The sequence below is a fragment of the Campylobacter geochelonis genome, assembly GCF_013201685.1.
In the GTDB taxonomy this organism is placed as follows: Bacteria; Campylobacterota; Campylobacteria; order Campylobacterales; family Campylobacteraceae; genus Campylobacter_B; species Campylobacter_B geochelonis.
In genome coordinates, this window is sequence record NZ_CP053844.1 from 1,528,164 (window position 1) to 1,554,249 (window position 26,086).

Here is a 26,086-nt window from a genome sequence, read left to right on the forward strand (position 1 = left end):
AATGCTTCTCTTTTTTGCTTTTATCTTAATAATTTTTTAGGCTCAAGACAAGTTAAAAACTTTTAAAGGGGTTTTTAACTACTATGCTATCGATGAAAAACAAATACATATACCGTTCCCTAATTTCTGAAAAGAAATTTTGTGAAATTCTCAAGTATTTTTGCCTTGATTTAGAAGCTGTAAAGATAGCTGAAATTTGTAATACTTCTAGAAATTCTATCAATAAAATTCTAAAAGAGATAAGAATTTTAATGGCACAAGAATGCGAGGAAATTTCTAAATTTGATGGCGAGATAGAAATAGATGAAAGCTACTTTTTACTTCGCTTTGCTAGTAACTGTAAATAGAAGGAGCTAAAAGAGTAAGAGGCAAAAGAGGCATAGGTGCAGCTAATAAACAACTAGTATTTGGTATGTTAAAACAAGAATGGTAAGGTCTATACACAAGTAGTTAAAAACTGCAGTGCAAGTGAGCTAGTGTCAATATTAAGAGAGTTTAGTGAGCTAAATGAGAGTATTATTTACTCTGATAGTTGCAGAGCTTATGATGGTTTAGTGGATTATGGAGCAAAAGCTCATTACCGTATAAAACACTGCAAAAATGAATTCGCTAATGGTAAAATTACATAAATGGTATAGAGAATTTCTGGGGTTATGCAAAGCATAGGTTAAGTAAATTTAAAGGCATAAAAAAGATAATTTTATATTGCACTTAAAAGAGTGTGAATTTAGGTTTAATAACAGAGAAAACTTATATCAAATTTTACTTAAATTGATAAGAGAAAATCCGCTTAACTTGTTTTGAGCCTTGAATTTAATAAAAAACAATACTTAAAAATCAAATTTAAATCAGCGTTATTTTTAACCTATAAATTTATAAAAGTTAAGTTGTTAAAATTATAAACTACTCTACATAGCATATTTTTTTAAATTCTTTACGAAAGTGGCATGTATTTAGGAAGAAAATATTGGTTAATAAAAATAAAAAATATAGCATTAGTAAAATATTTTATATATTTTTGCAAGATGTGTCAAAACAACTAAAAATAAAATCTTTAAATTTAAAATTCTAAAGCCGTTAAAATGGGCTAAATTTAGCACTCAGCCAAATTTAGCCCCATATTTTAGTATAAAATCACATAAACGATTTGCGAACCATGAACTCCAAGAACAGTTATAAGCTCTATATCAGCCGTTCTTGATGGGCCAGAGATGAAGATTATATTAGTTGGAAATCTTCCATCTTCCTCTTTTATCTGATTTAGCGCCCCACTCATACTTTTAGTCATATTCTCTTTTTTAAGTAGCACAACGCATACTTTTGGAGTTAGACTTAAAAGTCGTGGTTGCTCTTTGCTTGATGCTACGCAAAAAACTCCATGCGAGCTAACGCCCATTCTAGCTTGTATGATAGAAAAATCATACTCAAAAAGTCTTTCTTTGAAATTCTCTATCTCATTATCAAAAGCAAATTTAGTACTTATATCAACTTTTTCTACATCTATAGGTAAATTTACTGGATAAAGTAGGTTTTTTACCTCCTCTTTTTTGATAATTTCGTTGATTTTCTCTTCTATTTCCGACTTATCACACTCGATTACAAACGCTCTATTTTCAGCCACACGAGTTTTAAACTCGCTTAGCAAATCATTATTTTCGTTTGCATTTTTTATAAATTTAACCGGATCTGGCGTTGGCTCTACGACAAGCCCTTCGATTTTTTTCGCCTCTCTTATGCGAGATAGTATATCTTCTTTACTACTCATATCTTACTCCTTGCATGTTTGAAACCTCTTTATAAACATCTATACCAAAATTTGATAGATTTTTATACTTAGTCCATTTGTTTACAACAGGAACAAAGCCTGAAACCATATGAATAGGAGTGTTAAACATCCTAGCGGCTTTAACGCCATTTCTAAATATCCATCCGTTAGTAAAGGCAGTTGTAACGGCTTTGAAAACCATCTTTTCGGCTATATTTTTACTTAAATTTTGTGTTCCAAAAGGTGGATTATCTCCATCTCCGACCTTATCTCTTCTTAGCTTTCTTATCATATCAGCAAGCGGGATTTTTACCGGACATACCGCACTACATCTGTTACAAAGGCTGCATAGAGTTACTACATCGCCATGCTCATCCATACCAAAAATTTGAGGATCGATTACATCTCCTATAGGACCAGGATAAGTTGCTTGATAGCTGTGTCCGCCGATTTTATCATATACTGGACAAAAGTTCATACAGGTTCCACACCTAATACATCTTAAAACTTCATGATAGTCCTCATGTCTTAGCATATCTGTTCGTCTGTTATCAAAAAGCACTATATGACACTCTTTTGGGCCATCAAGTTCGCCTTCTCGTCTTGGACCTGAGATGATGTTGTTATAGTTTGCTATAAACTGACCAGTAGCTGAAGGTGTTAGCATACTATCTACGCTAACTGCATCTTCTACAGTTTCAAGAACTTTTTCTATACCGCAAACGCTGATTAAAACATCAGATATAGTAGTACACATTCTACCATTTCCCTCATTTTCAATCATCCATATAGCGCCCTCTTTAGATAAAGCAAAATTTACTCCACCTAGCCCTATACTAAGCTCTTTAAACTCACCTCTAAGATACTCTCTTGCGATAGCATTTAGTTTCTCTGGTTCGCTCTCTTTTTCAACTCCGAGTTTATCGTGAAAAATTTCGCCTATTTCATAGCGATTTTTGTGAATCGCCGGCACTACTATATGAACTGGCGCTTCGTGGATTAGCTGTATTATAACCTCTCCAAGGTCTGTTTCCATAGCTGTAATGCCTCTTTTTTCAAGATAGTGGTTTAGTCCTATCTCTTCGCTTGCCATAGATTTACCTTTTAGGATTTTGTTAGCCTTTTTTTCAAGCATGATGTTGTATATTATCTCGCAAGCTTCATCGCCATCATTAGCCCAATGCACTATAAAGCCGTTTTTCGTAGCATTTGCTTCAAACTCAAGTAGTCTTTCTTCAAGAGAATTTAAAGCTTTGTTTTTTGCATATTTACTTTGTTCTCTAAGCTCTTCCCAATTAACAAATTTACTCTCCACCATCTTAGCTCTGTTTGTTTGAAGAGTGTGCATAGCTTTGCTTAAATTTTCTCTAAGTTGTTTGTTTGCAAGATTTTCTCTTACTATTTCTTCATGTTTCATATCTTATCTCCATTGAGTCTTGAGAGTATAAAATCGTATAGATGAAGCGCTTTTATATTTTTACCATGTTTTGACATAGTTCCAGCTATGTTCATCAAACAGCCTCCATCAGCACTTATTAGGTATTTTACGCCTGTTTCTTCTATATGCTTAATCTTTTCAAGCGTCATTGCATTTGAAATTTCAGGCTCTTTTACCGCAAAAGTTCCTCCAAAACCACAGCACTCTTTTTCATACTCTAGTTGCACAAGCTCGACATTTTTAAATCTTTTTAAAAGATTTAAATTACTTTCTATGCTTTTTGCTACTCTAAGAGCGTGGCAGTTGCTGTGCCAAGTTACTTTTATAGGCTCACCAGCATCTTCATACTTCACATTTAAAACTTTGTCTAAATACACACTTAGTTCAACTATTTTAGAGCTAAATTCTTTGATTTTCTCTTCCTCTTTTTCACCTTTAAAAAGCTCAACATAATCATGCATCATCATACCAGCACAAGATCCGCTAGGAACTAAAATGGGATAATTTTCGCTAAAAAGCTTAGCATTATAAAGTGCTACTTCTTTTGTATCGTTAAAATATCCTGTATTGTAAGATGGCTGTCCACAACATGTTTGATCTTTTTTAAAGATTACCTCAATTCCTTCTCGCTGCAAAAGCTTAATAGCATTTACCACCGTTTTGCCCATCATCGATGCACCCAAACAGGTAGCAAAAAGATAAACTTTTTGTGACATGTAAATCCTTTAAAAAAATATATAAGTATTATACATTAAAGTGGATAAATTTATCCACTTTAAACAATTTATTTAAAATAGCGGTATAAGACTTGGCACGATATGAACTATCGACCATGAAATAATGCCTGCTATAATGATGAAAAATATCGAATACTTTAGAGTAAATCTAAACAACGAACTCTCTTGTCCTACAAGACCAACCGCCGCACAAGCTATAGCTATACTTTGTGGGCTTATCATCTTACCAACAACACCACCAACAGTATTTGCTGCTAAAAATACATAATCTTGAACTCCAAGTTGTTGAGCTGTAACTTGCTGAAGTGGACCAAATAGCAAGTTTGAGCTTGTATCACTTCCTGTTAAGAAAACTCCAAGCCAACCAATAACTGGCGAGAAGAAGGCAAACGCTTGACCGGTATTTGAAAGAGCTAGACCCATAGTTGCAGCTTGCGCGCTGTTTTTAGCAACATATGCATATGCAACAACTAAACCTATCGTAAGAATAGGAATACTCATCTCTTTAATTGTCTCAGTCGCAGCCTCTTTTATCATAGAAGTTTTTAGCTTATAAGCTGCTACTGTTAGGAAAGCAGCCGCTAAAATAGCAGTTCCGGCAGTTAAAATCAACGGCACAGAAAATACACCACTTAAAGCAGCATTTTGACCCTCTTTGATTATCGGTGCAACTTGGTTGATTTCATTTATAAATGGCACTGTAAATTGGAATGTTGTAAACGATAGTGCGCCACCTTTTGCAAACAAAGCTTTGAAAAATGGCATAGTCCATAAAACAACCGTAAGGATAAGAAAAACAAACGGAAGCCATGCTTTTATAACAAGTTTAGCGCTCATTTGCTCATTTTCAACATATGGCTCACTTCCTTCGACTCTAAAGATATTTTTTGGTTTCCAAATCTTTAAAAACGCCGTAGTACAAACAAGCGAAACAACCGCTGAAGTGATATCTGGAAGCTCTGGCCCAACATAACTAGCGGTTACAAACTGAGTTATAGCAAAGGTTAAAGAAGCTACTAAAATAGCTGGATATGTCTCTTTAACGCCTTTAAATCCATCCATTAAATATACTATGAAAAATGGAACAAATATAGTTATAGGAGGAAGCATATGAGCAACCATTGCAGATATATGCACAGGATCAACGCCAACTGCTTTACCCATCGCAATAATTGGAATTCCAACCGCACCAAAAGCAACTGGAGCTGTGTTTGCTATCATACATAAACCAGCAGCGTATAGTGGGCGAAGTCCAAGACCCATTAAAAGTGCAGCTGTGATAGCAACTGGTCCACCAAAACCAATCGCACCCTCTAAGAACGCACCAAAACAGAAAGCTATGAGTATAACTTGGATTCTGTGATCTGGAGTTATAGACATAACACTATGTTTTAGTGTTTCAAAATAACCTGATTTAACAGATAGTTTATATAGGAAAATAGCAGCTAAGATAATCCACGCGATTGGCCACATACCAGTGATAAACCCATAAACAAAACTAGAAAGAACTGATTGTATCGGCATGCCATACATTGCGATGGCGATAATACAGCTTAAACCAACAGTTAAAGCCGCCGCAACCCATCCTTTAAGCTTAAACAAAACAAGAGATGCAAAAAAAAGTAGTATCGGCAAAGATGCCACAAAAGCACTCAGCCAGATATTTCCCAACGGATTATAGACCTGTTCCCAAATTTCCATAAATTCTCCTTAAATTGACATTTTAAGCTGTTAGATCATAACAACTTTTTTGGAATTTTTGATTTTATTATAACTAGACTTAAAGCAATGTGCTGGATTTGAATATAGTTTGAAAACTTAAATTGTTTTTAATTTTATCAAAATACGCTTTTTTTAATAACCATTTAATTATTTTAGTGCCAATGTGTGGGATTTCTTATATATGATAACCAAATTTAAACTAATTATTTATTATAGTTTAAATTTATTTAAATAGATTTTATATTGAAATGATAATTTTAGTTTATATTTAAAGTTAAATTTAACTATTTATTAGTAAAAATTTGTGGGTAAATTTGTTACACTAGAGCAAAATTTCTTTAAAATTCTACTCTTCTATTTCATCAAATAGCGTCACTTCTTCGGCTTTTTGATTTAACATTGCTAAAATTTCGTCGTGATTTCCTAGAACAAGTGCATATCTGAAGTTATAATTTACTTTTAAATCGCTTAAATTTCTATACTTTATATCGCTTTCTATATCATTAGAAAAAGGTGAAAAAGTGATAATTTCGCCTTTAAATTTATTTTTTAAAAATTTAGCTTCACGCAAAAAAAGTCTCTCATCGCTTTCTACTATAAAGGCTCGATAACTATCGCCAAAGTGCCTAACATCATAAAACCTATCGACAAAAATCGGCTCAAAATGCCCTAAATTTCTACCATCTTTAAATTTTATCTCTATATCATTTTCTCTCATATAATCTAAAATTCCATAAATCTCTGGTAAGAAAATTTGAGGAAAATTTAACTTAAAATAGCCATCTTCATATATAAAATTTAGGTAAAAAATCGAACCGTCTATATCTGGTTTTACCTCTAAATTTGGACTTATACTCTCATAAACTGAGGTTATTTTTTCTATAGTTTCTAAATTTGGACTAAAAAAAATCTCATCTTGTTTTGCGTTCATAACTTGCATAAAAAGCTCATGCACATTTTCACTTGCAAAAATAGCCTTTTTATCAACGCTACATTTAGATAAAATCGCACTTTCAATAGTACTTAAGCGCACAAATTTAACCGAATTTAAAGCTAGAGTAAAACGCATAAGTTTAAAAAGTGCAGAGTTTAAATTCTGCACTTTTATGTAAGCAACCTCTTTGTTTTTAACTTCAAATTCACTATCAAAAATCACAGCGTAAGCGCCTAAATTTATAGCCTCTTCAACATCTTCTTCACTAGCATTTATAGCTATAAAAGCAGTTGCATGTCTTATATCTTTTAGATTAAAAGTAAAGCTATCTACATTTGAAATAGATGGCTCATTTAGGAGTTTTGCACCGATTAATCTAACAAGATTTTGTATCGTCATATTTACCTTATCCGACTATAGCGCCGTTTTGAACTTTGCTTAAAGTGCTAAGAAGCGTTAGTTTGCCATCTTCTGCGCTTAGTATCATACCTTCGCTTAGATGTTTGAAAATTTTAGCTGGTTTTAAATTTGCTAAAACACACACTTGCTTGCCAACAAGTTCGGATGGATTATAAAATTTAGCTATTCCCGAGATGATTTGACGTGGTTTTTCCTCGCCTAAATCAATTTGAAATTTAAGTAGTTTATCACTTCCTTCGATGTTTTCACACTCTAAAATCGTTCCTACTTTTATAACGCATTTTTTAAACTCATCTATGTTTATAACCTCAACTTTTTTCTCTTCTTTTTTAACCTCAACTACGTTTTCCAAGCTAGGAACTTCAACCTTAGCAAACAACGGCTCAGTCGCAACCGCCATAAAATCTATAATGCCACCATCTTTTATAAGTTTATTATATAAATTTGTATTGACATCAAAGCTAAGTGCCTTTGCTATCTTATCTGCGCTTTTTGGCATAGCTGGACTTAAAAGAACAGCAACTTTTGCAAGAAGATTACTAACCATCGCAACAAGCGCTAGTGCTTTATCTTTTTCACCATCTTTAATCAAATTCCACGGCTCATACTTTGCTATCGAGGCATTTGCTAAATTTAGCACTTTCCAAAGCTCTTCTAAATAGCGATTTGTCGCCACTTCATCGCTTGCTAAAAGCGCATTTTTACAAAGCGCATTTGCAGTTTCTATCTCATCGGTAAAATACTTTAAAACATCTTTTGAATTTATCTCGTAATTTGAGTATTTGCTACTCATGCCAATTATTCTGTTAAGTAAATTTCCTAAATCGTTGCAAAGTTCGCTATTTATACGGTTTATAAACGCCTTTTGAGAAAAGTCGCCATCTTGACCAAATGGCACTTCACGAAGCAAAAAGTATCTAAACTGCTCAAGCCCATAAGTATCAGCAACCTCTTTTGGATTTACAACATTTCCTATAGATTTACTCATTTTTTTACCATCTCTTGTCCACCAGCCGTGCGCTGCAACGTGTTTTGGTAAAGGTAGATTTAAACTCATTAAAAACGCTGGCCAATAAACCGCATGAAAACGCAAGATGTCTTTTCCTACGATGTGCATAGCGTTGTTCCAAAAGTCCATATTTTTCTCATCTCTTGTATAACCAAGCGCTGAAAGGTAGTTTATAAGAGCATCAAGCCAAACATACATCACATGTTTTGGCTCATTTAAGCTTTCAGGCAGTTTTATACCCCACTCAAAGCTAGTTCGAGTTATACTTAAATCTTTTAGCCCGCCTTTTACAAAGCTTACAACCTCATTTTTCTTACCTTTTGGCAAAATACATTTTTCTTCATCTTCATACCATTTTAAAAGCTTATCTTGATATTTTGATAGTCTAAAAAAGTAGCTTTCTTCTTTAATAAGCCTAGTTTGCTTACCACAGTCTGGGCAATACTCGCCATCTATAAGCTGAGATTCAGGAAAAAAGGTCTCACAGCTAACACAGTAAAATCCCTCATATTCGCCTTTGTAAATATCATCATTTTTATACATTATATCAAAAGCATTTTGCGCGGTTTTTATATGATATTCATCAGTTGTTCTTATAAAATGATCATATGAAATCTCAAACTCATCCCACAAAGCTTTAAATTTACCACTTACCTCATCTGCATACTCTTTTGGCGAAAAGCCACGTGATTTAGCCGCTTCTTCTATCTTTTGACCATGCTCATCAGTTCCTGTTAAAAAGTATGTCTCATGCCCTTGAAGCCTATAAAGTCTAGCCATCATATCTGCGATAATGGTTGTATAAGCATGTCCTATATGTGGAACATCATTAACATAATAAATCGGTGTAGTTATAAATCTCTTTTCCATCTTTTCCCTTATCAAATTTTAAAAATCAAATCCGCCCTCTGCTCCCTTAGACATACTAAGATAGACAGCGTTTACATAGTTTTTTCTAGTTTCACACTCTAAAAGCATTTCACACTCAAAACAGCTTTTAAGTGAATGCTTTTCTTGACACTCTTGCAAAGTTTTTATCATATTTTCAAGATGAGCGTCAAATTTATCTTTCTCTTCTTGCATTCTAACTCTTCTTACCATAAATTTGATGCAGAGTTTCTATCTCATCGACTGACCCAAAAAAACATGGAGTTGTTTGATGAAGCTCTTTAATCTCTATATCAAAAAGCGAATTTGAAAAGCCATCACTTGTAGCTCCTCCAGCTTTTTCATATATAAAAGCAAATGGCAAGACTTCAAAGCTAACTCTAAGTTTGCCTTTTGGCGCATCGCTTGTTGCTGGATAGCTAAAAAGCCCGCCGCCTTTTAGTAAAACTTGGTGCAAATCAGAAACCATAGCGCCACTATAACGCAAGCGATATCCACGCTCAAATAGCGTATTTACAAGCTTTCTATGAGTATCACTCCAGCCTTTTTGAGTTGCTCCAGTTGCGTTTAGTTTGCCTTTTTCTTGTAGTTTTAGCTCTCTTACAAAGCCAAACTCTCCATCTCTTTTTAAGCGGTAAAGTTTTGGCGAGTCTTTACAAACTACCATTTCAAGGCGTGGTCCGTATATGGTATAAACGCTAGCAACTAAATTTTTAGCACTTAAACTTTTTTTATAAATTCCAAAAATCGAACCAACAGCAAAATTTACATCAACTAAACTCGAGCCATCAAGCGGATCATAAGCTACGATATACTCGCCATCTTCGTTTAAAAGCTCTTCATCTGTTTTTTCTTCGCTTATTAAGGATTTTACGCTTTTTACATCTTTAAACTCAGCTGTTATAATCTCATCGCTTAAAACATCGAGTTTTAACTGCGTGTCGCCTGTTTGGTTTTTGTGATCTGTATAGCCTAAATCTGCATATTTTAGCGCATCGCTTATCTTTATAGCAATGTTTTCTATAGTTTTAAAAATCTCTTGCATTTTTACCTTCTTTATACTTTTTTTGCATTATCTATGACCCATTTTGAGATTGACTCGACATCGTTTATATCAAAATTTGGTATATCTACACTGCATTTTAGTCCATCAGTTGCTATAGCATCTGAAAACTCAAGATAACTCTCATCTATATGCTCTCTAAATAGGCTTATTCTAGGAAGTGGCAGCGTTTTTAAACCCTCTACTATCAAAAGATCAAACTCGCCAACCATATCCACCATTTGAGCTAAACTTTTCATCTCTTTACTAAAATATGTCGTCCTTGTAGGACTTGCTACGACAACATCAGCGCCAATTTGGCTAAATTTATAACTGTCTTTTCCCTCAACATCGAATTTCGCCTTATCTGATGGGTCGTGTTTTATAATCACAACTTTAAGCCCATCATCGATAAATTTCTTTGCAACCTTTAGTATAAGCGTTGTTTTACCGGTGTTTGAAGGTCCAGAAAAGGCAATCGCCACTCTTTTCATTCACATTCCTTAAATAAAGTTTTTAATTATATCTATTTCGTCTTTTAAAAAGGCTAAATTTGGTTAAAAATTAATTATATTTAGATAAAATTAACCAAATTTATCAAGGTTGAAAAATGAAAAAAACTCTTTTAATACTATCTTTTGCCCTACTTTTTATCTCTTGTTCAGATAAAAAACCATTTCACGAACCGTTTAAAAATGAGCTTTTGGCATATACGCAAAAATTTGAAATTATAAAAAAAGATGAAAAATACCTAGCAGTAGCAACCTATCTAAACCCTGTTTTAAAGCTTGAACAAGGCGCAAAAGAAAGATTTATCCTATCATCATATCCAAAAAATATAGATATAAATTTAAAAAGTTTAAAAGTAAATGGAAGTGATGAAAATTTAACTATAAACAAGCTTCAAAAAGATGATGAACTACTTAAACTAACAAACATAAATTTGCCTTGGAGCAACCATTATGAGATAATTGCTCCAGAAAAACAAAGTGATTATCTAACTATCACTTACGAAACGAATCACTTAGAGAAGGTATCGTTAAGGTTTTTAAAAGTGTCAAAATCGATGTATTGGACTCCACGGATAAAGCTTGAAGATAAATAACATAGTTTGCTAAAACATGTTTTGCATACTCTCTGCTTTCTTGAACTGGCACTAACTCCATGCTTAAAAACGGCTCGTATTTGCCATCGTTAAACAAATCCCCTCTTAAAAGTGTGCGTTTGGTAAATCCCAAACCACCATTATAAGCATAAGCTATAAAAACTGGATTATAAAGATATCTTTCTAACCAATCAAGATGAATATTAGCAAATTTATACGCAACTTCTGGCTTAAACATCTCATCTTGATCAAAATCCTTAAGCTTGTTTTTCTTAGCTATATCATTTGCAACAAACGGCATAAACTGCATCATACCAAGCGCGTATGAGGTGGAAACCGCACTTTGAACAAAGCGGCTTTCTTGCCTTGCCAAAGCAAAGATAAGTGCCCTTCTATGGATGTTTGTATCTTTTAGATAGTCCATAAACGGCATAGGATAAAAGTTATCTTTATATCCTGATAAGATATTTGCTATATAAATATACTCGCCAACTGTATTTTTAGTATCAAATTTATCTGCATATTTTTCTAAATTTTTTAAATCTAGCGTTTTTACTTTTTCTTTAAGCTTTACCCATGCAAAAGGGTCGCTACTATCATATCCCTTAACGCTTTTTTTAGTTGGTTGCGGGATAACTACTTCAACTTGGTTATTTCCAGTCATCTCTTTTGCATAAAGTGAGTAGATGTTGATATTTTGGCTATTTGATAGCTCTTTTAACAAATTTATATCTTTTGAAGTTTGATACATCCAAAAGCTTGACTTATCCTTATCAAACTGCTTTTTATAGGTTGTTTTTGCTTGAAAAAATAGCTCATTTGCTTTTTTAGGCTTATTAAATTTAAGCGCTTGAAGTCCTAAAAAAAACGCAGAGTCATCAGATAAAACTGTAGTATTTAATTCAAGCAATGACTTTGTTAAAACCTCATGCTTTTTTTGGAGTACAGAATTTACAACAAAGGTTTTAAAATATCCTTTAGTCGCTAAAGTTTGAGCAAATTCAGGCTCTAAAGCGAAGTTAAATTTATCATCTTGCTCTTGCTGATTTATAGAGTTATAGTATATGAAAAAGTTTTTCGCATTTTGCGTTTTAGCGTAGTATTTAGCTGGGTTTTTTTGGTTATAGCCTTGTAATAAATTTATCAAATCCGCCCTGCTAGCAAACTCCTTTATAAGCGCCTCGCGATCACCTTGCGAAATGCTTTTTATAAAATTTGGGAACATTCTAGCTAGTTTGCAACTTAAATTTGCATCTAAGATGTTTTTTGAGCCGATACCGTTGCAATTATCTTGTTTTTTAAAAGGCGGTAAGATTTTATCGATTTGTGTTTGAAGCTTTCCTTTGTTTCTAAAAATATCTTTTTTAAGCTCTTTAATCTCGTTTTTATCATACTTTGTCTCTGTTATCAAACGATAAATATAATAATCTTTTGCTAAAGATTTTGGCTCTTTTTTTATCTCTTCATAGCTTAAAACCGAAGCATTCAAAGAGATAAAAAACATCAGCACAAAACTACATCGTAGAAGCATATCTAAGCACCAAAGTTACTAAAAATTTATCCAAAAACTGAAGTCCTAAAAGCACGATTAATGGGGCAAAGTCAAGCCCACCAAAAGTCGTTGGTATGTATTTTCTAATGTATTGATAAACTGGCTCAGTCAAACGGTAAATCACTTGAACAAGCTTGTTGTATGGATCTGGGCGAACAAAGCTTAAAACTGCGCCAATTATGATAACCCAAGTATAAGCAAATATCACAAGTTGTAAAATTTGCGCAATCGCAAGTAAAAATGTCTTTAAAATCATACGTTTACTATCTCCTTAATATCATCTTTTATAAGTGTGTAAAGCTCTTTTAGCTCTGGACCATGCGTTTGGTTTGTTAGTAAAACGCGAAGTGGCATAAAAAAGTTTTTGCCCTTAAGTCCTGAAATTTGCATTAAATTTGCTTTAAACTCATCAAAATTTACAGGAATTTCCATATCTAAAATCGCCTTTTTTAAAACTTCAGCGCTCTCTTTAAACTCATCTGGGATATCTTTTTTACCATAAATTTGAGCTATTTTTTCTGAAATTTCTACGACTAAGCTCGCTTCTTGTGTGTAAAATCTTATCAAATTTGCAAATTTCTTATCCATACCAAAAACTTCAGCCAAACGCTCATCGCTTGCTCGCCTGATATGCTCACGGTTGATTTGAGAAAGTTTATCTATATCAAATTTAGCTGGGCTTTTTGAAATATTTTTGATATCAAACCACTCTATAGCGTCATTTATGGTAAAAATTTCACACGGAGTTTTATTTCCAAGTAAAATCAAATAATTCGCAATCGCCTCAGGCAAGTATCCACTAAACAAAAGCCACTTAACAGATGAGCTATTTTCTCTTTTACTCATCTTTTTGCCTTCGTGATTTAGTATGATTGGAAGGTGTGCGTAGCCCATTTTTTCGGTATATCCAAGACTTTGTCTGATCCATTCTTGCTTTGGTGTGTTTGAAACATGATCTTCACCTCTAATTATGAATGTAACGCCCTCTAGCATATCATCAATCGCACAAGCAAAGTTGTAAGTTGGAGTTTTATCCACTCTCATTACGACAAAACTATCGATATTTTCAGGTTCAAAAACAAGCTCGCCTTTTATAGCATCGCTAAAACCAACCGCAGCGTTTGGTTTTTTCATACGCACGACAAATGGTTTTTCGCATTCTAAAACTTCCATATCGCTTAGTCTCTCGCAAGTCCCATCATAGCGATATGCTTCGCCATTTGCCTTTGCAAGCTCTTTTTTAGCTTCAAGCTCTTCTTCGGTGCAAAAACAGCAAAATGCCTTTTTTTCTATCAAAAGTTTGTTTGCAAATTCTTGGTGAAATTTCAAATTTTTACTTTGGCGGTAAAATTGATCCCACGAAATACCAAATTTAGTCAAAATTTCTTTAATCTCATCATCTTTTCCCTCGATATTTCTTGCCACATCAGTATCTTCGATTCTAAGTATAAAGCCGCACTTGTCCTTTTTAGCGCAAATGTAGTTAAATATAGCAGCTCGTAAATTTCCAATATGCATATCTCCAGTTGGAGATGGCGCAAAACGATACATTAAACATCCTTTTAAATTTTTTATAATTATATATCCAAATGGCTAATAAAAAGCAATAAGAATTTTAATGCCAATTTTATCAAAATTTGGCTAAAATCTTACAAATTTATAATTATTTAAAGGAGAATTTATGAGTTTTGTTAAGGAATTTAAAGAATTCGCTATGCGTGGCAATGTCATGGATATGGCAGTTGGTGTTGTTATAGGCGGAGCTTTTGGTAAAATTGTAAGCTCACTTGTTGGCGATGTGATTATGCCAGTTGTTGGAGTTTTAACTGGTGGCGTGGACTTTACAGATCTTAAAATCACACTTAAGGATGCCGTTGGCGAAGCTGCTGCTGTGACTATAAACTATGGAACTTTTATCCAAACTATAGTTGATTTTTTAATCATCGCATTTTGTATATTTATCGTTATTAAAGGTATAAATAAACTAAAAAGAGAAGAGCCAAAAGTGCCAGAAGCACCAGCAGCACCAGCTGAAGATGTTGTGCTTTTAACAGAGATTAGAGATCTTTTAAAAAATAAATGATAAAACAAATTCCTTTTTTTAGCAGCTTAGATGATGAAAGTTGCAAAAAATTAAACGATATAAGTATATTTAAAAAGTATAAAAAAGGCGAAGTTCTATTTTTAGAAGGAGAGGAGTCAAAATGGCTAAATATCCTTCTAAAAGGGACAATTGGAATTTATAAAAGTTCGCCAAAAGGCAAAAATGTCTTTATGCACGAAATTCGCCCCATAAATTTTATAGCCGAGTTAGCGAATTTTGAAGATATTCCCTATCCTGCTAGTTCGTATTTTACGTCAAATAGTGAGATTTTAAGGATAGATTATGCTAAATTTAAAGAGCTTTTTTTATCTAGACCTGAAATTTCGCTTGAGTTTTTAAAATCTTTAGCTAAAAAACTAAAAGTTATGAACGATGTTTTTGTCCGTGAGATAGTTCTTGATGCAGACGGAAAGATAGCTAAATTTGTATATGAAAATTTAGAACTTTTTAAAACGTTAAAACAGTCTCAAGTAGCAGCGATACTAAATGTCGCGCCAGAAACGCTTTCAAGAACTTTGGCTAAATTTAGGCAAGATAATCTTTTCAAATATGATAAAAATGGCGAGATTATCGGAGTTAATGAGAGATTAAAAGAGTTTTTTGTCATATGAAGATGTATTATTTCCCCATCGTTGCAAGCTTGATTTTTTTGTTTATAAACCTTTATGTTCTAAAATCGCTTCAAAATCGCTTTATAAAAGAGCGAAATTTTCTCTTTTTAAAGCCGATTTTTTGGCTAATTTTTACTCTTTTAACCATGCTTGAAATTCTTTACTTTTTTTCACTTAGATTTAACTATTTAGATGGAATTTTATATCAAATTTCAGTCGCTACGATAGCAGTTACTTTTATGCTTTTTGCTATATGCATACTTTTTGACTTGATAAGTTTTTTTACCAGTAAGATAAAATTTAGTGAAAAAAGAAGAAAATTTGCTAAATTTAGCATAGATTCTGCATTTGTAGCAGCTAGTACTTTATATGTTGGGACTGGATTTTATAATGGACTTAAAAAACCTGCCGTTAAAGAGGTAGAAATCAAGCTTAAAAACTTGCCAAATGAGCTAAATTTAGCCATGATTGCAGATGTTCATCTTGGTGAGTTTTTAAACAAAGATTTTTTGGAATTTATCATAGATAAAGTAAACACGCTTGATACTAAGGCACTTTTAATCGTTGGCGATATGCTTGATTTAAAATCATATGAGCTAAAAGATGTTTTAGAACCGCTAAAAAAGTTAAAAATTCCAGCCTTTTTTACACTTGGAAATCACGAGTATTACAACGGTGCAAATGAGCTTATGCAAGCTTTAAGAAGCTACGGCGTGAGAGTTTTAGCAAATGAGAATGTTAAATTTGAAGGTATAAATTTAGCAGGAGTTAATGATATCAGCGGGTTTAAATTTGGCTACTTAGAGCCTGATTTGAAAAAAGCGCTTAGTGGAAAAGATGAAAGCTTGCCAACGGTTTTAATGTCCCATCAACCAAAATACGTAGTTCAAAATGTAAAAGATGAGATTGACTTAGCGCTTTGTGGGCATACTCACGGCGGGCAAATTTTCCCATTTTCTTTTTTAGTAAGACTTGATCAAACCTATGTAGCTGGGCTTTATAACGATGGCGTAAAGCAAATTTATGTAAGCAGTGGCACTGGATTTTGGGGTCCGCAAGCTAGAGTTTTCGCACCATCTGAAATCACACTTTTAAAATTAAAAAGAGGATAAAATGACAAATTTAATATCGCAAATTTTTGGACTTATCGCAAACATCAAATTCCCAAAAAAGCTTCAAACTTTTATAAACAAACGCTACATTAAAGCGTTTAAAATCGATATGAGCGAGTTTGATGATGCTAGTAGTTATAAGAGTTTAAACGCTCTTTTTACAAGGACTTTTGTAAAACCTAGAGATTTTTCAAGTCAAAAAAATACACTTATAAGCCCAAGCGATGGGCTTATCTTTGAAGTTGGCAAAAGCGATAGTCTAAAAGCGCTTTGTGTAAAAAACCATAACTATAGTATAGATAGACTTCTTGGAATGAGCGCTAGTAAAGATGAGCTAAAAGGCGAGATTATTTATACAAATATCTATCTTTCGCCAAGCGATTATCATCACTATCACGCACCTTGTGATTTGGAGATTTTAAGTGCATTTTATGTTCCTGCAAAGCTTTATAGCGTGGCTAAAAAATGGCTTATAAAAGTGCCGAATTTATACTGTAAAAACGAGCGAGTCGTGCTAAAAACAAGGCTAGAAAATGGCAAAATTCTCTGGCTTGTTTTTGTTGGAGCGCTAAATGTAGGAAAGATGAAATTTGACTTTGATAACCGTATACAAACAAACGCAAACGCAAGCTACACGCAGTTTTACGAGTATGAGAATCTGTATATTAAAAAAGGTGAGCATATCGGAAATTTCGAACTTGGCTCAACTATAGTTTTACTAGCTCAAAACGGTGCTTTGGAATTTGAGCTAACAAGTGAGCAAAAAGTTAAATTTGGCGATATCATAGGAAAAATAAATTTAGAAAATGAGGATTTGTGATGAAAGGGTTAAAACACGGATTTACAATGGTCGAGCTTATATTTGTTATACTTATCCTTGGGATTTTAGCAGCATTTGCAATCCCACGTTTAGCAGCTACTAGAGATGATGCGCAAATCGCTGCTTATGCTAAGAATTTATCAGTTTTACTAAGTGATTTATCAGGTTATTATCTATCGCAAAATGGATATAATCCAAAAATTTCATCTATGACCTTAGTTCAAGTCGTTGATGATGGCGATTTTAGTGCTACGCTTCCAACTCGTGGTGTTGGGTGCTTGAAGATTAAAATTTATAATGATGATATAAAAGATGAAAAAGATAATCTCATAAGAGGTGGCACTGCTGAACTTATCGCGATAAATCAAAATAATGCATTTTGTAAAAGAGTTCAAGAATCGCCTATGGTATCAAACTATATCAAACAAGGAAGATATATTCTTCTTGGAAAGCCTTTGGCGCATTAAATTTATATCTTTTTTACTAGAATAATTGTAAAATATACAAAACTTTTATAAGTGTATAGAAGTATTTCAAAAAAGGATGTGTTATGAGATTAAAATCTGCTTTTACGATGATAGAGTTGGTTTTCGTTATAGTTGTTTTGGGGATTTTAGCTGGTGTTGCCATACCTAAACTTGTAGTTACAAGAGATGATGCAACTGTTTCAAAACTAAGAGCTGATATAGCAGCTATAAGAAGCGGTATAGCTTTGCAAAGACAACAAAATTTAATGAGTGGAAATCCTAATTGGCCAGTTCTAACTGGTGGTTTTTCAGAAGTTTTACAATCTCCTATAAAATTCAAAGGCGATGCCAGAAATGGCTGGAAGAAAACTTCGGGAACAGCCGATCAACCAACTTTTGAAGTTTGCGTAGCTGGAAAATGTACAAACTTTACTTATTACCAAAAAGGTGTAGTAAAAAAGGGTGAAAATGGCAAACCAGACACCGTAACAACTCCGGCTGGAACGTTTTCATGCCCACCAGCAGAATCTGTATGCAAAATGCTAAGTGAATAGCGTTATAGCAAGTATATTTTTTAATGTTTTATTATAAAGTTGCGGTTTTAAGCTCATCTTTAAAACCGCTTACTTACTCATCAAACAATGATATCGCGCCTTATTGCCTTGTAAAAGTCTTGCTTAAAACCTCTTTAAAAACAGCAGTTGTATTAGAAAAAGTTGAAAAAACAAACTTTATTACAAAAGAGATAGAAGAGATTTTAAATTCTAAATTTTCATTCATACAAATCGAGCTAGCTAAATTTATCTCATACTACTACGTTTGTGAAATCGGTGTTGCTTTTGGGATTTTCGAGCCGCTGGTTGAACCCAAATTCAAACAAATCGAGTTTACAAAAGAGCCAAATTTAAGCCAAAAACAACAAGAAGCTTACGAGTTTGCTAATACACATAACTCATCGCTACTTTTTGGCGATACGGGAAGTGGCAAGAGTGAAATTTATATAAAGCTTATTACAAAGACACTAAATCAAGGCAAACAAGCGCTTTTTTTAATGCCAGAAATCTCACTAACTCCACAGATGCAAAAGCGCTTGGAGGAGTATTTTGGAAGTCATATTGGGATTTGGCACTCCAAAATAACTCCTAAAAAAAAGACTCAAATCTTAGAAAAATTTCAAAATGGTGAGATAAAACTTATAGCAGGAGCGCGTTCGGCGCTGTTTTTACCATTTGTTAATTTAGGCATTATCATAGTCGATGAAGAGCATGATGATAGCTACAAATCAGCCCACAAACCACGCTATAATGCACGTGATTTAGCGCTTTTTCTCTCATCAAAGCTTGATATAAAAGTCGTTCTTGGCTCAGCAACGCCATCTCTTACGACATATAAAAAGCAGCCAACTTTTCGCTTAAATGAGACATTTTTTCAAAGCCAAAAGAGCTTTTTATATGATATTTCAGAAACAAAAATCACAAGTAAAATCAAAAATGAGCTAAAAACAACCCTTGAAAAAGGCAAACAAGCCATCGTATTTTTGCCAACAAGAGCAAATTTTAAGTATATGATCTGCTTAAAATGTAGCGCCATCGTAACTTGTCCGTTTTGTAGCGTTGGTATGAGTTTTCATAAAGACAAAAATGCTCTTAAGTGCCATTACTGTGGATTTAGCACCTACGCAAAAGTAACTTGCGCTAAGTGTGGAAGTGAAATTTTAGAAGCTAAAAGAATGGGAACAAGCGAAGTTTTAGATGAACTTAGAGCGCTGTTTCCAACCGCAAATATCGCTAAATTTGACCGTGATGAGATAACTACACAAAAAAAACTTGTAAATTTACTAAAAGATTTTAACGAGCAAAAAATCGATATCTTAGTCGGCACTCAAATGCTTAGCAAAGGACACGACTATCACAATGTCGAACTTGCCGTTATCATGGGCATTGATGAGAATTTAAGCTACGCTGATTTTAGAGCTAGAGAAAAAACTCTCGCCCTTGCTATACAAATAGCTGGGCGTGCTGGGCGTGCTGGGGTTGGAAGAGTGCTACTCCAAACTAAACAAGAGGAATTTTTTAAAAATTATATCAGCGACTATGATAAATTTTTAAACGATGAAGATGAGTTTAGAGATGGGCTTTATCCGCCTTATAAACGGCTTTTGAGGGTTCTTATCTCGCATAAAAATGCAGAAACGGCAAAAAACTCTATGGATAGCTGTTTGCTAAATTTAAAAAATGTCGCAAACATCGAAATCATCGGCTATGGGCGAGCAACCATAGAGTATATCGCATCAAAATATCGCTATGAAATTCTTGTGCGCGCTGATTCACACAAGCCCATTATTCAAGCTGCTAGAGCTTGTGCTAATATCGCAAATGCTGAAGTCGATGTAGATGCGATAAATTTTAGTTAAATTTGGAGAAAAATGAAAAAAACAGTTTTTAAAGTTAAAAAGATGGATTGTCCGTGCGAAGAGCGGTTAATACGAATGAAATTTAGCAAGATTGAAGGCGTGTTGCAAATCAGCGCTAACTTTGGCACAAGAGAATTAGAAGTCGTGCATGAATGCGACGCAAATGCGCTCTTATCAGCACTTGATGAGCTTAAACTTGACTCATCACTTTTACAAACTAGCGAGTTTAAAGAAACGCTGCGCGTAGATGATGAGGCAAAAGACAGGCGTTTGCTTTGGGTAGTTTTGGCTATAAATTTTGCCTTTTTTATCATCGAATTTGGCTTTGGTTTTTTGGCTGATTCTATGGGTTTGGTTGCTGATAGCCTTGATATGCTCTCAGATAGCTTTGTTTATGCTATCAGCTTATATGCGGTTTTTAAGAGCGATTTTGTTAAAAAACAAGTAGCCAAAATAGCTGGAGTATTTCAACTGCTTTTAGCCGGAATTGGCTTTTTAGAGGTTTTAAGGCGAGTTTTTTATGAGATAGAGTTGCCAAATTTTACACTTATGGTTAGCATTTCTGCACTTGCGCTGGTTGGAAATTTCATCTGTTTAAAACTGCTAAATCAAAGCCAAAGCGATGGAGCACACATCAAAGCTAGCCAAATTTTCACATCAAATGATATCGTTATCAACTTAGGCGTTATCTTGGCTGGGATTTTAGTTTTTATCACATCTTCAAAGATTCCAGACTTGCTTATCGGCGCGATTGTCTTTATCATCGTGTTAAAAGGTGCGATAAAAATACTAAATTTAGCCAAATAGCTGGATAAATTTAAAGGAATTTAGAGCTAGCTTAAAATATTTTTAAAGTGCTTTAAAAGCTAAATTTCATGCTAAGTTTTTGAAATTTAAGCAGATACGACGCGATTTTAGGCGCGAAAAATGGAAGTTAAATTTAGAGAAACTAGCGCTTTTGAAAGGCTATTTTGCACATATGAATTTTTAAAACATTTTGTAAAGTTGCATTTGCTATGACATTTTAAAAAGATATTATTTTTAGTATCTGCATTTTTTAATATCGCTAAATTTTTCTTTTAAAATAGTAAATTTTTAAACCTACATGCTGCGCGCAGTATTTTGCTATATCTAAAATGTTTATGCAAAAGTTATCATAACTTTTTAATAGCTTTGAAAAGTTACAAATTCGCACAAATACTGTGCTTTGAAACAGAAAAAATATAACGTTTAAAATTTTTAAAGTCGGTTTTAAACTAAATTCATTAGCATAAAAATAAAATATGGCTAAATTTAAAAAGGTATCAAGCTTAAAGCACTTTTAAAGTCATTGTCATTAGTCAAAATCTCAAAAATTCTCAATGTTTAAAAAGATATAAAACAGCTATATTCCACGTAAAGCTGCAAAGTCGCTTAACTTAAAAACCAAACTCAAAGCTTAAAAGCAGTTTTAAAACTATCATCAGCACTGGCTAAATTTATCCAAATAATGCAAATATCAACACCTTAAAAAGCCATAAATAAGCCCTACGCCACAAAAAAATCATAACTACAAATTTTAAAATGTATAATTCCAAAAATCAAACAAGCGCACGACTAAAAACGCGACTAAATTTTAAAATACAGCTAAGCCAAAATCATACAAATGTACCAAAACCATTTAAACAAAGTTAAATTTAAGAGTTCTATAACAAATCCAAATTTATCATAATAAGAATTATAAATTTATCGCAACAAATATTTTAAAATTTTATATTATTTAGTTTTTATTGCAATTTTTATATGGAATTTTATCCTTAAATCCAGCCTGTTTAAAGCCATTTAGCCTAAGTCTGCAACTATCACAAACTCCACACGCCTCATCGCTGTTTTCATAACAACTCCAAGTTAGCTCAAGCGCAACGCCTAAATTTAGGGCTTTTTCTACGATTTGTGCTTTGCTAAGATGAACAAGTGGCATTTTGATTTGTGATTTTACCTTTGTTGCTCTGCCTAAATTTATACTCTCTTGCATCGATTTTATAAAGCTCTCGCTACAGTCTGGATATCCGCTACTGTCTTCTTCAACCACACCGATAAATATAGCCTCACACCCCTCTTTTTCGGCTAATGCTGCTGCGATGCTTAAAAAAATCCCATTTCTAAAAGGCACATATGTGATAGGAACTTCAGCGCCAAGCCCATCTTTTGGTACTTCAAGAGTTTTGTCAGTTAGCGCGTTTGCTCCGATTTGCGAGATAAAGCTAACATCAAGCACAAGCCTTGTTTTTACGCCTAACTTATCACAAATTTTATAAAAACTTTCTCGCTCTTTTTCCATTGTTCGCTGGTTATAATCAAAATGAAGCGCAACTATCTCATAACCCTCGTTTTTTGCTATATACGCACAAAGCGTGCTGTCCATTCCGCCACTTATAACACAAACTGCTTTTTTCAAATTTCATCCTTTTTTTGCTATAATTTTACCAAAATTTACATACAAAGGGCTAAATTTGATAAGTTGTGAGAGTGATTATCCAGCTATTTTAGATGAAATTGCAAGCTTTTTAAGTGGCGATGAAGTTGAGCTTGTGTTTGTTAATTCTGTTGATATGCAAGCTATAAATAAAAATGAGCGTGGGCTTGATAAGACTACTGATGTGCTTAGCTTTCCATTTGAAAAAATGGCGCACTTTCCAATCGGCTCAATCGTTATAAATTTAGACTTAGCGCAGCAAAAAGCTGATGAGTTTTCACACTCAAAAGACGCTGAAATCGCACTTTTGTTTATTCACGGACTGCTTCATATACTAGGATTTGATCATGAAATAGACAATGGAGAGATGAGAGATAAAGAGAGCGAAGTTATAGCTAAATTTAACCTTCCAAAAAGTTTGATAGTTAGGACATGCGATAGCGATTTTAGCTAAACTTTGCGCTTTAATCACAGTAATTAAAAGCCAAATTTATCTCTAAATCAAATTTAAAAATAAAATAAATTTATCAAGTAAACAAACTTATAAAAAGTGGATTAACTTTATCAAATACTAAAACCAAAATTTATAGGCTTTAAATTTAGCAAATTTGAAACTCTTAAAAGTTCGATTAGCGCTAAAATTTAAAGCCTAAATTTATAAAAATATGAGTTATAAACCCATACTCTTTTTAGCTCTTAAAACTTATACTCCACCTTAACACCACCACTAATTCCTTCTTTATCTCCAAGATATCCTTGAAGGTTTGTGCCTATGTTAAAGCTATTAGTTTGGTAGTTGCTTCCAAGTTCTAGCACAGCACTATCACCTTTTAGTTTTGGCGCGTCTATGCTTTTGTTTGTTGCATGGTTAAAACCTTTGGCCTCACCATCATACTCTTTTTCCCACGCTACGCCAGTGTATATATCAAAGCCATTGTTTATTAGATACTCATATCTAGCTCCAAGCTTTGTTCGTATCGAATCAATCGCATTAAAGCTAAATTTATCTCCTCTTATATCAACATCTTTTCCCTCTAATCTTGAGTAAAGTAGCTTAGTGTATAAGTTTAAATTTGAAACCGAATTTAGCTCTACTATCTTACCAACTCCAATATGTGCTCCATAGTAGTTTCTACTTATATCAAAACTAGCTAAGCCATTAAAGTCATTGCTTTTATAATCGCTCTTGCTTCTACCAGCTCTTACGCTTGCATCTATGTAAAATCTATCTTCTAGCTCTTTTTCTAAAGCAAATGCCAAACCGTAGTATTTAGTATCTCCACTTCCTCTTACAACACTTGAGTTTGCAAATGAGTTAAAGCTATCATACTCGCCTTTTCCGTACTCAAAAAACAGACCATATACTAAAGAGTTATCCAACACACTATTTGATACACCAGCTGCAAAGTTAAAGCCTTTTATATCTACATATGAGCCTGTTTTATATCTTATATCACTTCCTCCAATTACTGAAAATACACCCAAACCATACTGCTCATCATATGAAGTTCTCATAGCTTTTATACCATCGCTACTTGTTAAATCAACTCCTTGATTTAACAACGAAGCAGTGCTAAGCTCAGCTTCTAAGAAAGATTTTACTCCTGGATTTTCTTTATAAGCTGGTTCTTCTGGAGTGACTGGTTTTTTGGGTACTTTTGTAACTAAGGCATAGAGGTATTTTTCTTCATCATTTTTTAGCTCTAAAGTATACTCTTTAGAAACTCCTTGCATAAGGCTTACGTGATTACTCATATCAGTTGGGTGAATTACTTTAGCATTTAGTGAGTGCAGTAAATTTACTCTTTCATTTACTTCAAGTTTAGGCGCTTTACCATCTATTACTCCTACTGCAACTTTAGCTTTTGATATATCTGTATCTTTTGTATCGTGTAGAGTTAAAACTGTATCATTATGCTTAAAGTCAGCTGGTAGATAGAAATTTATGTTTTCAAAGTTAGCTATGTTTTTTGCATTTAAGCCTTTAGAGTATAAATTTAATGTATTACCTTTAACAAAGTTATCAAAGGCTGTATCGTTTGAATAATAACCATTATATCCACCATAGATAGTTGAGTTAGCTAAATTTGGATTACCTTTAATGGTAACTGTGTTTGAGGTGGCTTGACCTGCAGAAGAGGACACAATATATCCGCCAACGATATCGCCACTTATAGTTCCACCTTCTATCTCAACTGTGTTTTTTTCGACTATACCATAACTGCTACCAGCATAAATTCCATCTTTGGCTATTATGCTACCACCTGTTATTTTAACTACATTGTTATTAACTTTCGAATACCAACTGCTTCCACCATAAATTGCGCCTTCTACTGTTCCATTAGTTATCTCAATTATATTTCTAGAAACTTCTTCGGCATCATCAGAACCATAACCATAGTTAACTCCACCATAAATATTACCAACTACTTTTGTTGTATCGCCAGAGATGACAACCTTGTTGTCACTAGCATTTCTAATCATAGCACTATCATTACCACTAGCGACACCACCGTAAATTCCATCTTTAGTTTCTATAGCTCCACCAGTTATATACACTTCGTTTAATGTAGCAGAAGAGGCTGAACTTTCTCCACCATATATGGCGCTATTATCGCGTTTTGGGGATATGTTTCCACCAGATATATAGACTTTATTTTCGCTAGAAATTCCATTAACACTTTGACCACCAGATATATAATCGTTGATTATCGTTCCGCTAGTTATATACACTTCGTTGCCTGTAACATTAGCTATTTCACCATCACTTACGTTAGCAGCAGAGCCACCATAAATATCAGCTTGTATAATTGTTGTTTTACCATCTTCTTGAGAAACACTTACTTGATTAGCCGTAACTTCTCCACTATCACTAACGCCACCACGTATAGTGCCACTAAGCATACTTCCGGCAGTTATAGTTATAATGTTTCCGTTAGCGCCAATTTTTCCTTTACCACCTACTATGGTAGCCGAGTTATCTATCTCACCACCAGTTATGTTTACAGTATTTTTTGAAGCTATATTGCCAGTAATAGTTTTATTAAGCAAATCATAAAAATAACTATTTCCACCAGTAACATCTCTTGTTATCTTGCCATTTTTTATATTTACAGTATTTCCAGAAACTTCTTTTGTATCATGATGTACACCATAGACAAATATATTTCCAAGATCATTTATGCCAGGAGTGTTTTCTATATTTACAACATTTCCACTAAGACTAGCAGTACCATACTGCGTTCCTATAGGAGCTAGCATCGGCTGAAAACCACCATATGACTCAAGCTTACTTTTGTCTGATTCATCATTCCAAGTAACCTCATCGGCATTTAAGCTAGAAGCACCGAATAAAACAACACAGGTTATAAGGCTAATGCCAACTAAATTTTTAAACGAGTTTTTGTGACTCTTGTGAGAATTCGCATGGTTGAGTTTATCAAGCAAGCGTGTGTTTGGCTGATGTGACATTATCAACTCCTTTATAAGGTT

The 26,086-nt window shown here is 33.7% G+C and carries 24 protein-coding genes and 1 pseudogene; 11 read left to right on the forward strand and 14 right to left on the reverse strand.

The window, feature by feature from the left end; translation table 11 throughout:
* Window positions 1–92 precede the first annotated feature (92 nt).
* Window positions 93–804, forward strand: a pseudogene (locus CGEO_RS06920) (IS1595 family transposase).
* 319 nt (window positions 805–1,123) lie between these two features.
* On the opposite strand, the gene CGEO_RS06925 reads toward CGEO_RS06920, so the two are convergent.
* From CGEO_RS06925 to mobB, 9 genes are all read right to left on the reverse strand, one after another.
* Entirely contained in the window at window positions 1,124–1,765 is a 642-nt protein-coding gene (locus CGEO_RS06925; protein ID WP_075531934.1) for a LutC/YkgG family protein, read from the reverse strand.
* Window positions 1,758–3,182: a LutB/LldF family L-lactate oxidation iron-sulfur protein gene (locus CGEO_RS06930; protein WP_075495278.1), complete on the reverse strand. Its 1,425-nt coding sequence runs from the start codon at window positions 3,180–3,182 to the stop codon at window positions 1,758–1,760. The genes CGEO_RS06925 and CGEO_RS06930 overlap by 8 nt, the downstream gene beginning before the upstream one ends.
* Window positions 3,179–3,919, reverse strand: coding sequence for a (Fe-S)-binding protein (locus CGEO_RS06935; protein WP_075495279.1), 741 nt, complete (start codon window positions 3,917–3,919; stop codon window positions 3,179–3,181). The genes CGEO_RS06930 and CGEO_RS06935 overlap by 4 nt, the downstream gene beginning before the upstream one ends.
* A 72-nt stretch (window positions 3,920–3,991) precedes the next feature.
* Entirely contained in the window at window positions 3,992–5,641 is a 1,650-nt protein-coding gene (locus tag CGEO_RS06940) for a lactate permease LctP family transporter (protein WP_075495280.1), read from the reverse strand.
* A gap of 367 nt (window positions 5,642–6,008) precedes the next feature.
* Complete coding sequence (locus tag CGEO_RS06945) at window positions 6,009–6,995, reverse strand: hypothetical protein (protein ID WP_075540573.1); 987 nt, start codon at window positions 6,993–6,995, stop codon at window positions 6,009–6,011.
* A 7-nt stretch (window positions 6,996–7,002) separates the two neighbouring features.
* Window positions 7,003–8,895 (reverse strand): methionine--tRNA ligase, encoded by a 1,893-nt coding sequence (metG, locus tag CGEO_RS06950; RefSeq protein ID WP_075531938.1) that lies wholly within the window; start codon window positions 8,893–8,895, stop codon window positions 7,003–7,005.
* An 18-nt stretch (window positions 8,896–8,913) separates the two neighbouring features.
* The gene (locus tag CGEO_RS06955) at window positions 8,914–9,108 is read right to left on the reverse strand and encodes a hypothetical protein (RefSeq protein WP_075495283.1); all 195 of its coding nucleotides are present in this window, start codon (window positions 9,106–9,108) and stop codon (window positions 8,914–8,916) included.
* Between the two features lies 1 nt (window position 9,109).
* Window positions 9,110–9,958, reverse strand: a complete 849-nt coding sequence (locus tag CGEO_RS06960; protein ID WP_075540574.1) for a class 1 fructose-bisphosphatase — start codon at window positions 9,956–9,958, stop codon at window positions 9,110–9,112.
* An 11-nt stretch (window positions 9,959–9,969) separates the two neighbouring features.
* Window positions 9,970–10,449, reverse strand: coding sequence for a molybdopterin-guanine dinucleotide biosynthesis protein B (gene mobB, locus CGEO_RS06965; protein WP_075495285.1), 480 nt, complete (start codon window positions 10,447–10,449; stop codon window positions 9,970–9,972).
* Between the two features lie 116 nt (window positions 10,450–10,565).
* On the opposite strand from mobB, the gene CGEO_RS06970 reads away from it, so the two are divergent.
* Window positions 10,566–11,060, forward strand: a complete 495-nt coding sequence (locus tag CGEO_RS06970; RefSeq protein ID WP_075531940.1) for a hypothetical protein — start codon at window positions 10,566–10,568, stop codon at window positions 11,058–11,060.
* On the opposite strand, the gene CGEO_RS06975 is transcribed toward CGEO_RS06970, so the two are convergent.
* Genes CGEO_RS06975 through gltX form a run of 3 tightly spaced genes read right to left on the reverse strand, consistent with a single transcriptional unit; the run spans window position 10,960 to window position 14,163 of the window.
* The gene (locus CGEO_RS06975) at window positions 10,960–12,591 is read right to left on the reverse strand and encodes a lytic transglycosylase domain-containing protein (RefSeq protein ID WP_075540575.1); all 1,632 of its coding nucleotides are present in this window, start codon (window positions 12,589–12,591) and stop codon (window positions 10,960–10,962) included. The genes CGEO_RS06970 and CGEO_RS06975 overlap by 101 nt on opposite strands.
* Complete coding sequence (locus CGEO_RS06980; RefSeq protein ID WP_075495289.1) at window positions 12,575–12,868, reverse strand: YggT family protein; 294 nt, start codon at window positions 12,866–12,868, stop codon at window positions 12,575–12,577. The genes CGEO_RS06975 and CGEO_RS06980 overlap by 17 nt, the downstream gene beginning before the upstream one ends.
* On the reverse strand, window positions 12,865–14,163 hold the full coding sequence (gene gltX / locus CGEO_RS06985; protein WP_075540576.1) for a glutamate--tRNA ligase: 1,299 nt from the start codon (window positions 14,161–14,163) through the stop codon (window positions 12,865–12,867). The genes CGEO_RS06980 and gltX overlap by 4 nt, the downstream gene beginning before the upstream one ends.
* Before the next feature lie 130 nt (window positions 14,164–14,293).
* Here gltX and mscL point away from each other — a divergent pair, with 130 nt between their 5' ends.
* The 8 genes from mscL to CGEO_RS07025 all read left to right on the forward strand — a co-directional run bounded on the left by mscL (window position 14,294) and on the right by CGEO_RS07025 (window position 20,946).
* Entirely contained in the window at window positions 14,294–14,695 is a 402-nt protein-coding gene (gene mscL, locus CGEO_RS06990) for a large-conductance mechanosensitive channel protein MscL (RefSeq protein WP_075540577.1), read from the forward strand.
* Complete coding sequence (locus CGEO_RS06995; RefSeq protein WP_075540578.1) at window positions 14,692–15,327, forward strand: Crp/Fnr family transcriptional regulator; 636 nt, start codon at window positions 14,692–14,694, stop codon at window positions 15,325–15,327. The genes mscL and CGEO_RS06995 overlap by 4 nt, the downstream gene beginning before the upstream one ends.
* Complete coding sequence (locus CGEO_RS07000) at window positions 15,324–16,439, forward strand: metallophosphoesterase (protein ID WP_075540579.1); 1,116 nt, start codon at window positions 15,324–15,326, stop codon at window positions 16,437–16,439. Before CGEO_RS06995 ends, CGEO_RS07000 begins: the two co-directional genes overlap by 4 nt.
* Before the next feature lies 1 nt (window position 16,440).
* A complete protein-coding gene (locus CGEO_RS07005; protein WP_075540580.1) occupies window positions 16,441–17,259 on the forward strand; it encodes a phosphatidylserine decarboxylase in 819 nt (272 codons plus the stop codon).
* Window positions 17,259–17,726: a type II secretion system protein gene (locus CGEO_RS07010; protein WP_075531947.1), complete on the forward strand. Its 468-nt coding sequence runs from the start codon at window positions 17,259–17,261 to the stop codon at window positions 17,724–17,726. Before CGEO_RS07005 ends, CGEO_RS07010 begins: the two co-directional genes overlap by 1 nt.
* An 83-nt stretch (window positions 17,727–17,809) precedes the next feature.
* Window positions 17,810–18,280, forward strand: coding sequence for a type II secretion system protein (locus CGEO_RS07015; protein ID WP_082259004.1), 471 nt, complete (start codon window positions 17,810–17,812; stop codon window positions 18,278–18,280).
* Between the two features lie 23 nt (window positions 18,281–18,303).
* Window positions 18,304–20,139, forward strand: coding sequence for a primosomal protein N' (locus CGEO_RS07020; protein ID WP_075540581.1), 1,836 nt, complete (start codon window positions 18,304–18,306; stop codon window positions 20,137–20,139).
* 12 nt (window positions 20,140–20,151) lie between these two features.
* Entirely contained in the window at window positions 20,152–20,946 is a 795-nt protein-coding gene (locus CGEO_RS07025; RefSeq protein ID WP_075540582.1) for a cation efflux transmembrane domain-containing protein, read from the forward strand.
* Between the two features lie 952 nt (window positions 20,947–21,898).
* Here the strand turns inward: CGEO_RS07025 and queC are convergent.
* Window positions 21,899–22,576: a 7-cyano-7-deazaguanine synthase QueC gene (gene queC, locus CGEO_RS07030; RefSeq protein WP_075495301.1), complete on the reverse strand. Its 678-nt coding sequence runs from the start codon at window positions 22,574–22,576 to the stop codon at window positions 21,899–21,901.
* Between the two features lie 55 nt (window positions 22,577–22,631).
* On the opposite strand from queC, the gene ybeY reads away from it, so the two are divergent.
* A complete protein-coding gene (gene ybeY, locus CGEO_RS07035) occupies window positions 22,632–23,048 on the forward strand; it encodes an rRNA maturation RNase YbeY (RefSeq protein WP_075540583.1) in 417 nt (138 codons plus the stop codon).
* Window positions 23,049–23,290: 242 nt separating this feature from the next.
* On the opposite strand, the gene CGEO_RS07040 is transcribed toward ybeY, so the two are convergent.
* Complete coding sequence (locus CGEO_RS07040) at window positions 23,291–26,065, reverse strand: autotransporter outer membrane beta-barrel domain-containing protein (RefSeq protein ID WP_172658124.1); 2,775 nt, start codon at window positions 26,063–26,065, stop codon at window positions 23,291–23,293.
* Between the last annotated feature and the right edge of the window lie 21 nt (window positions 26,066–26,086).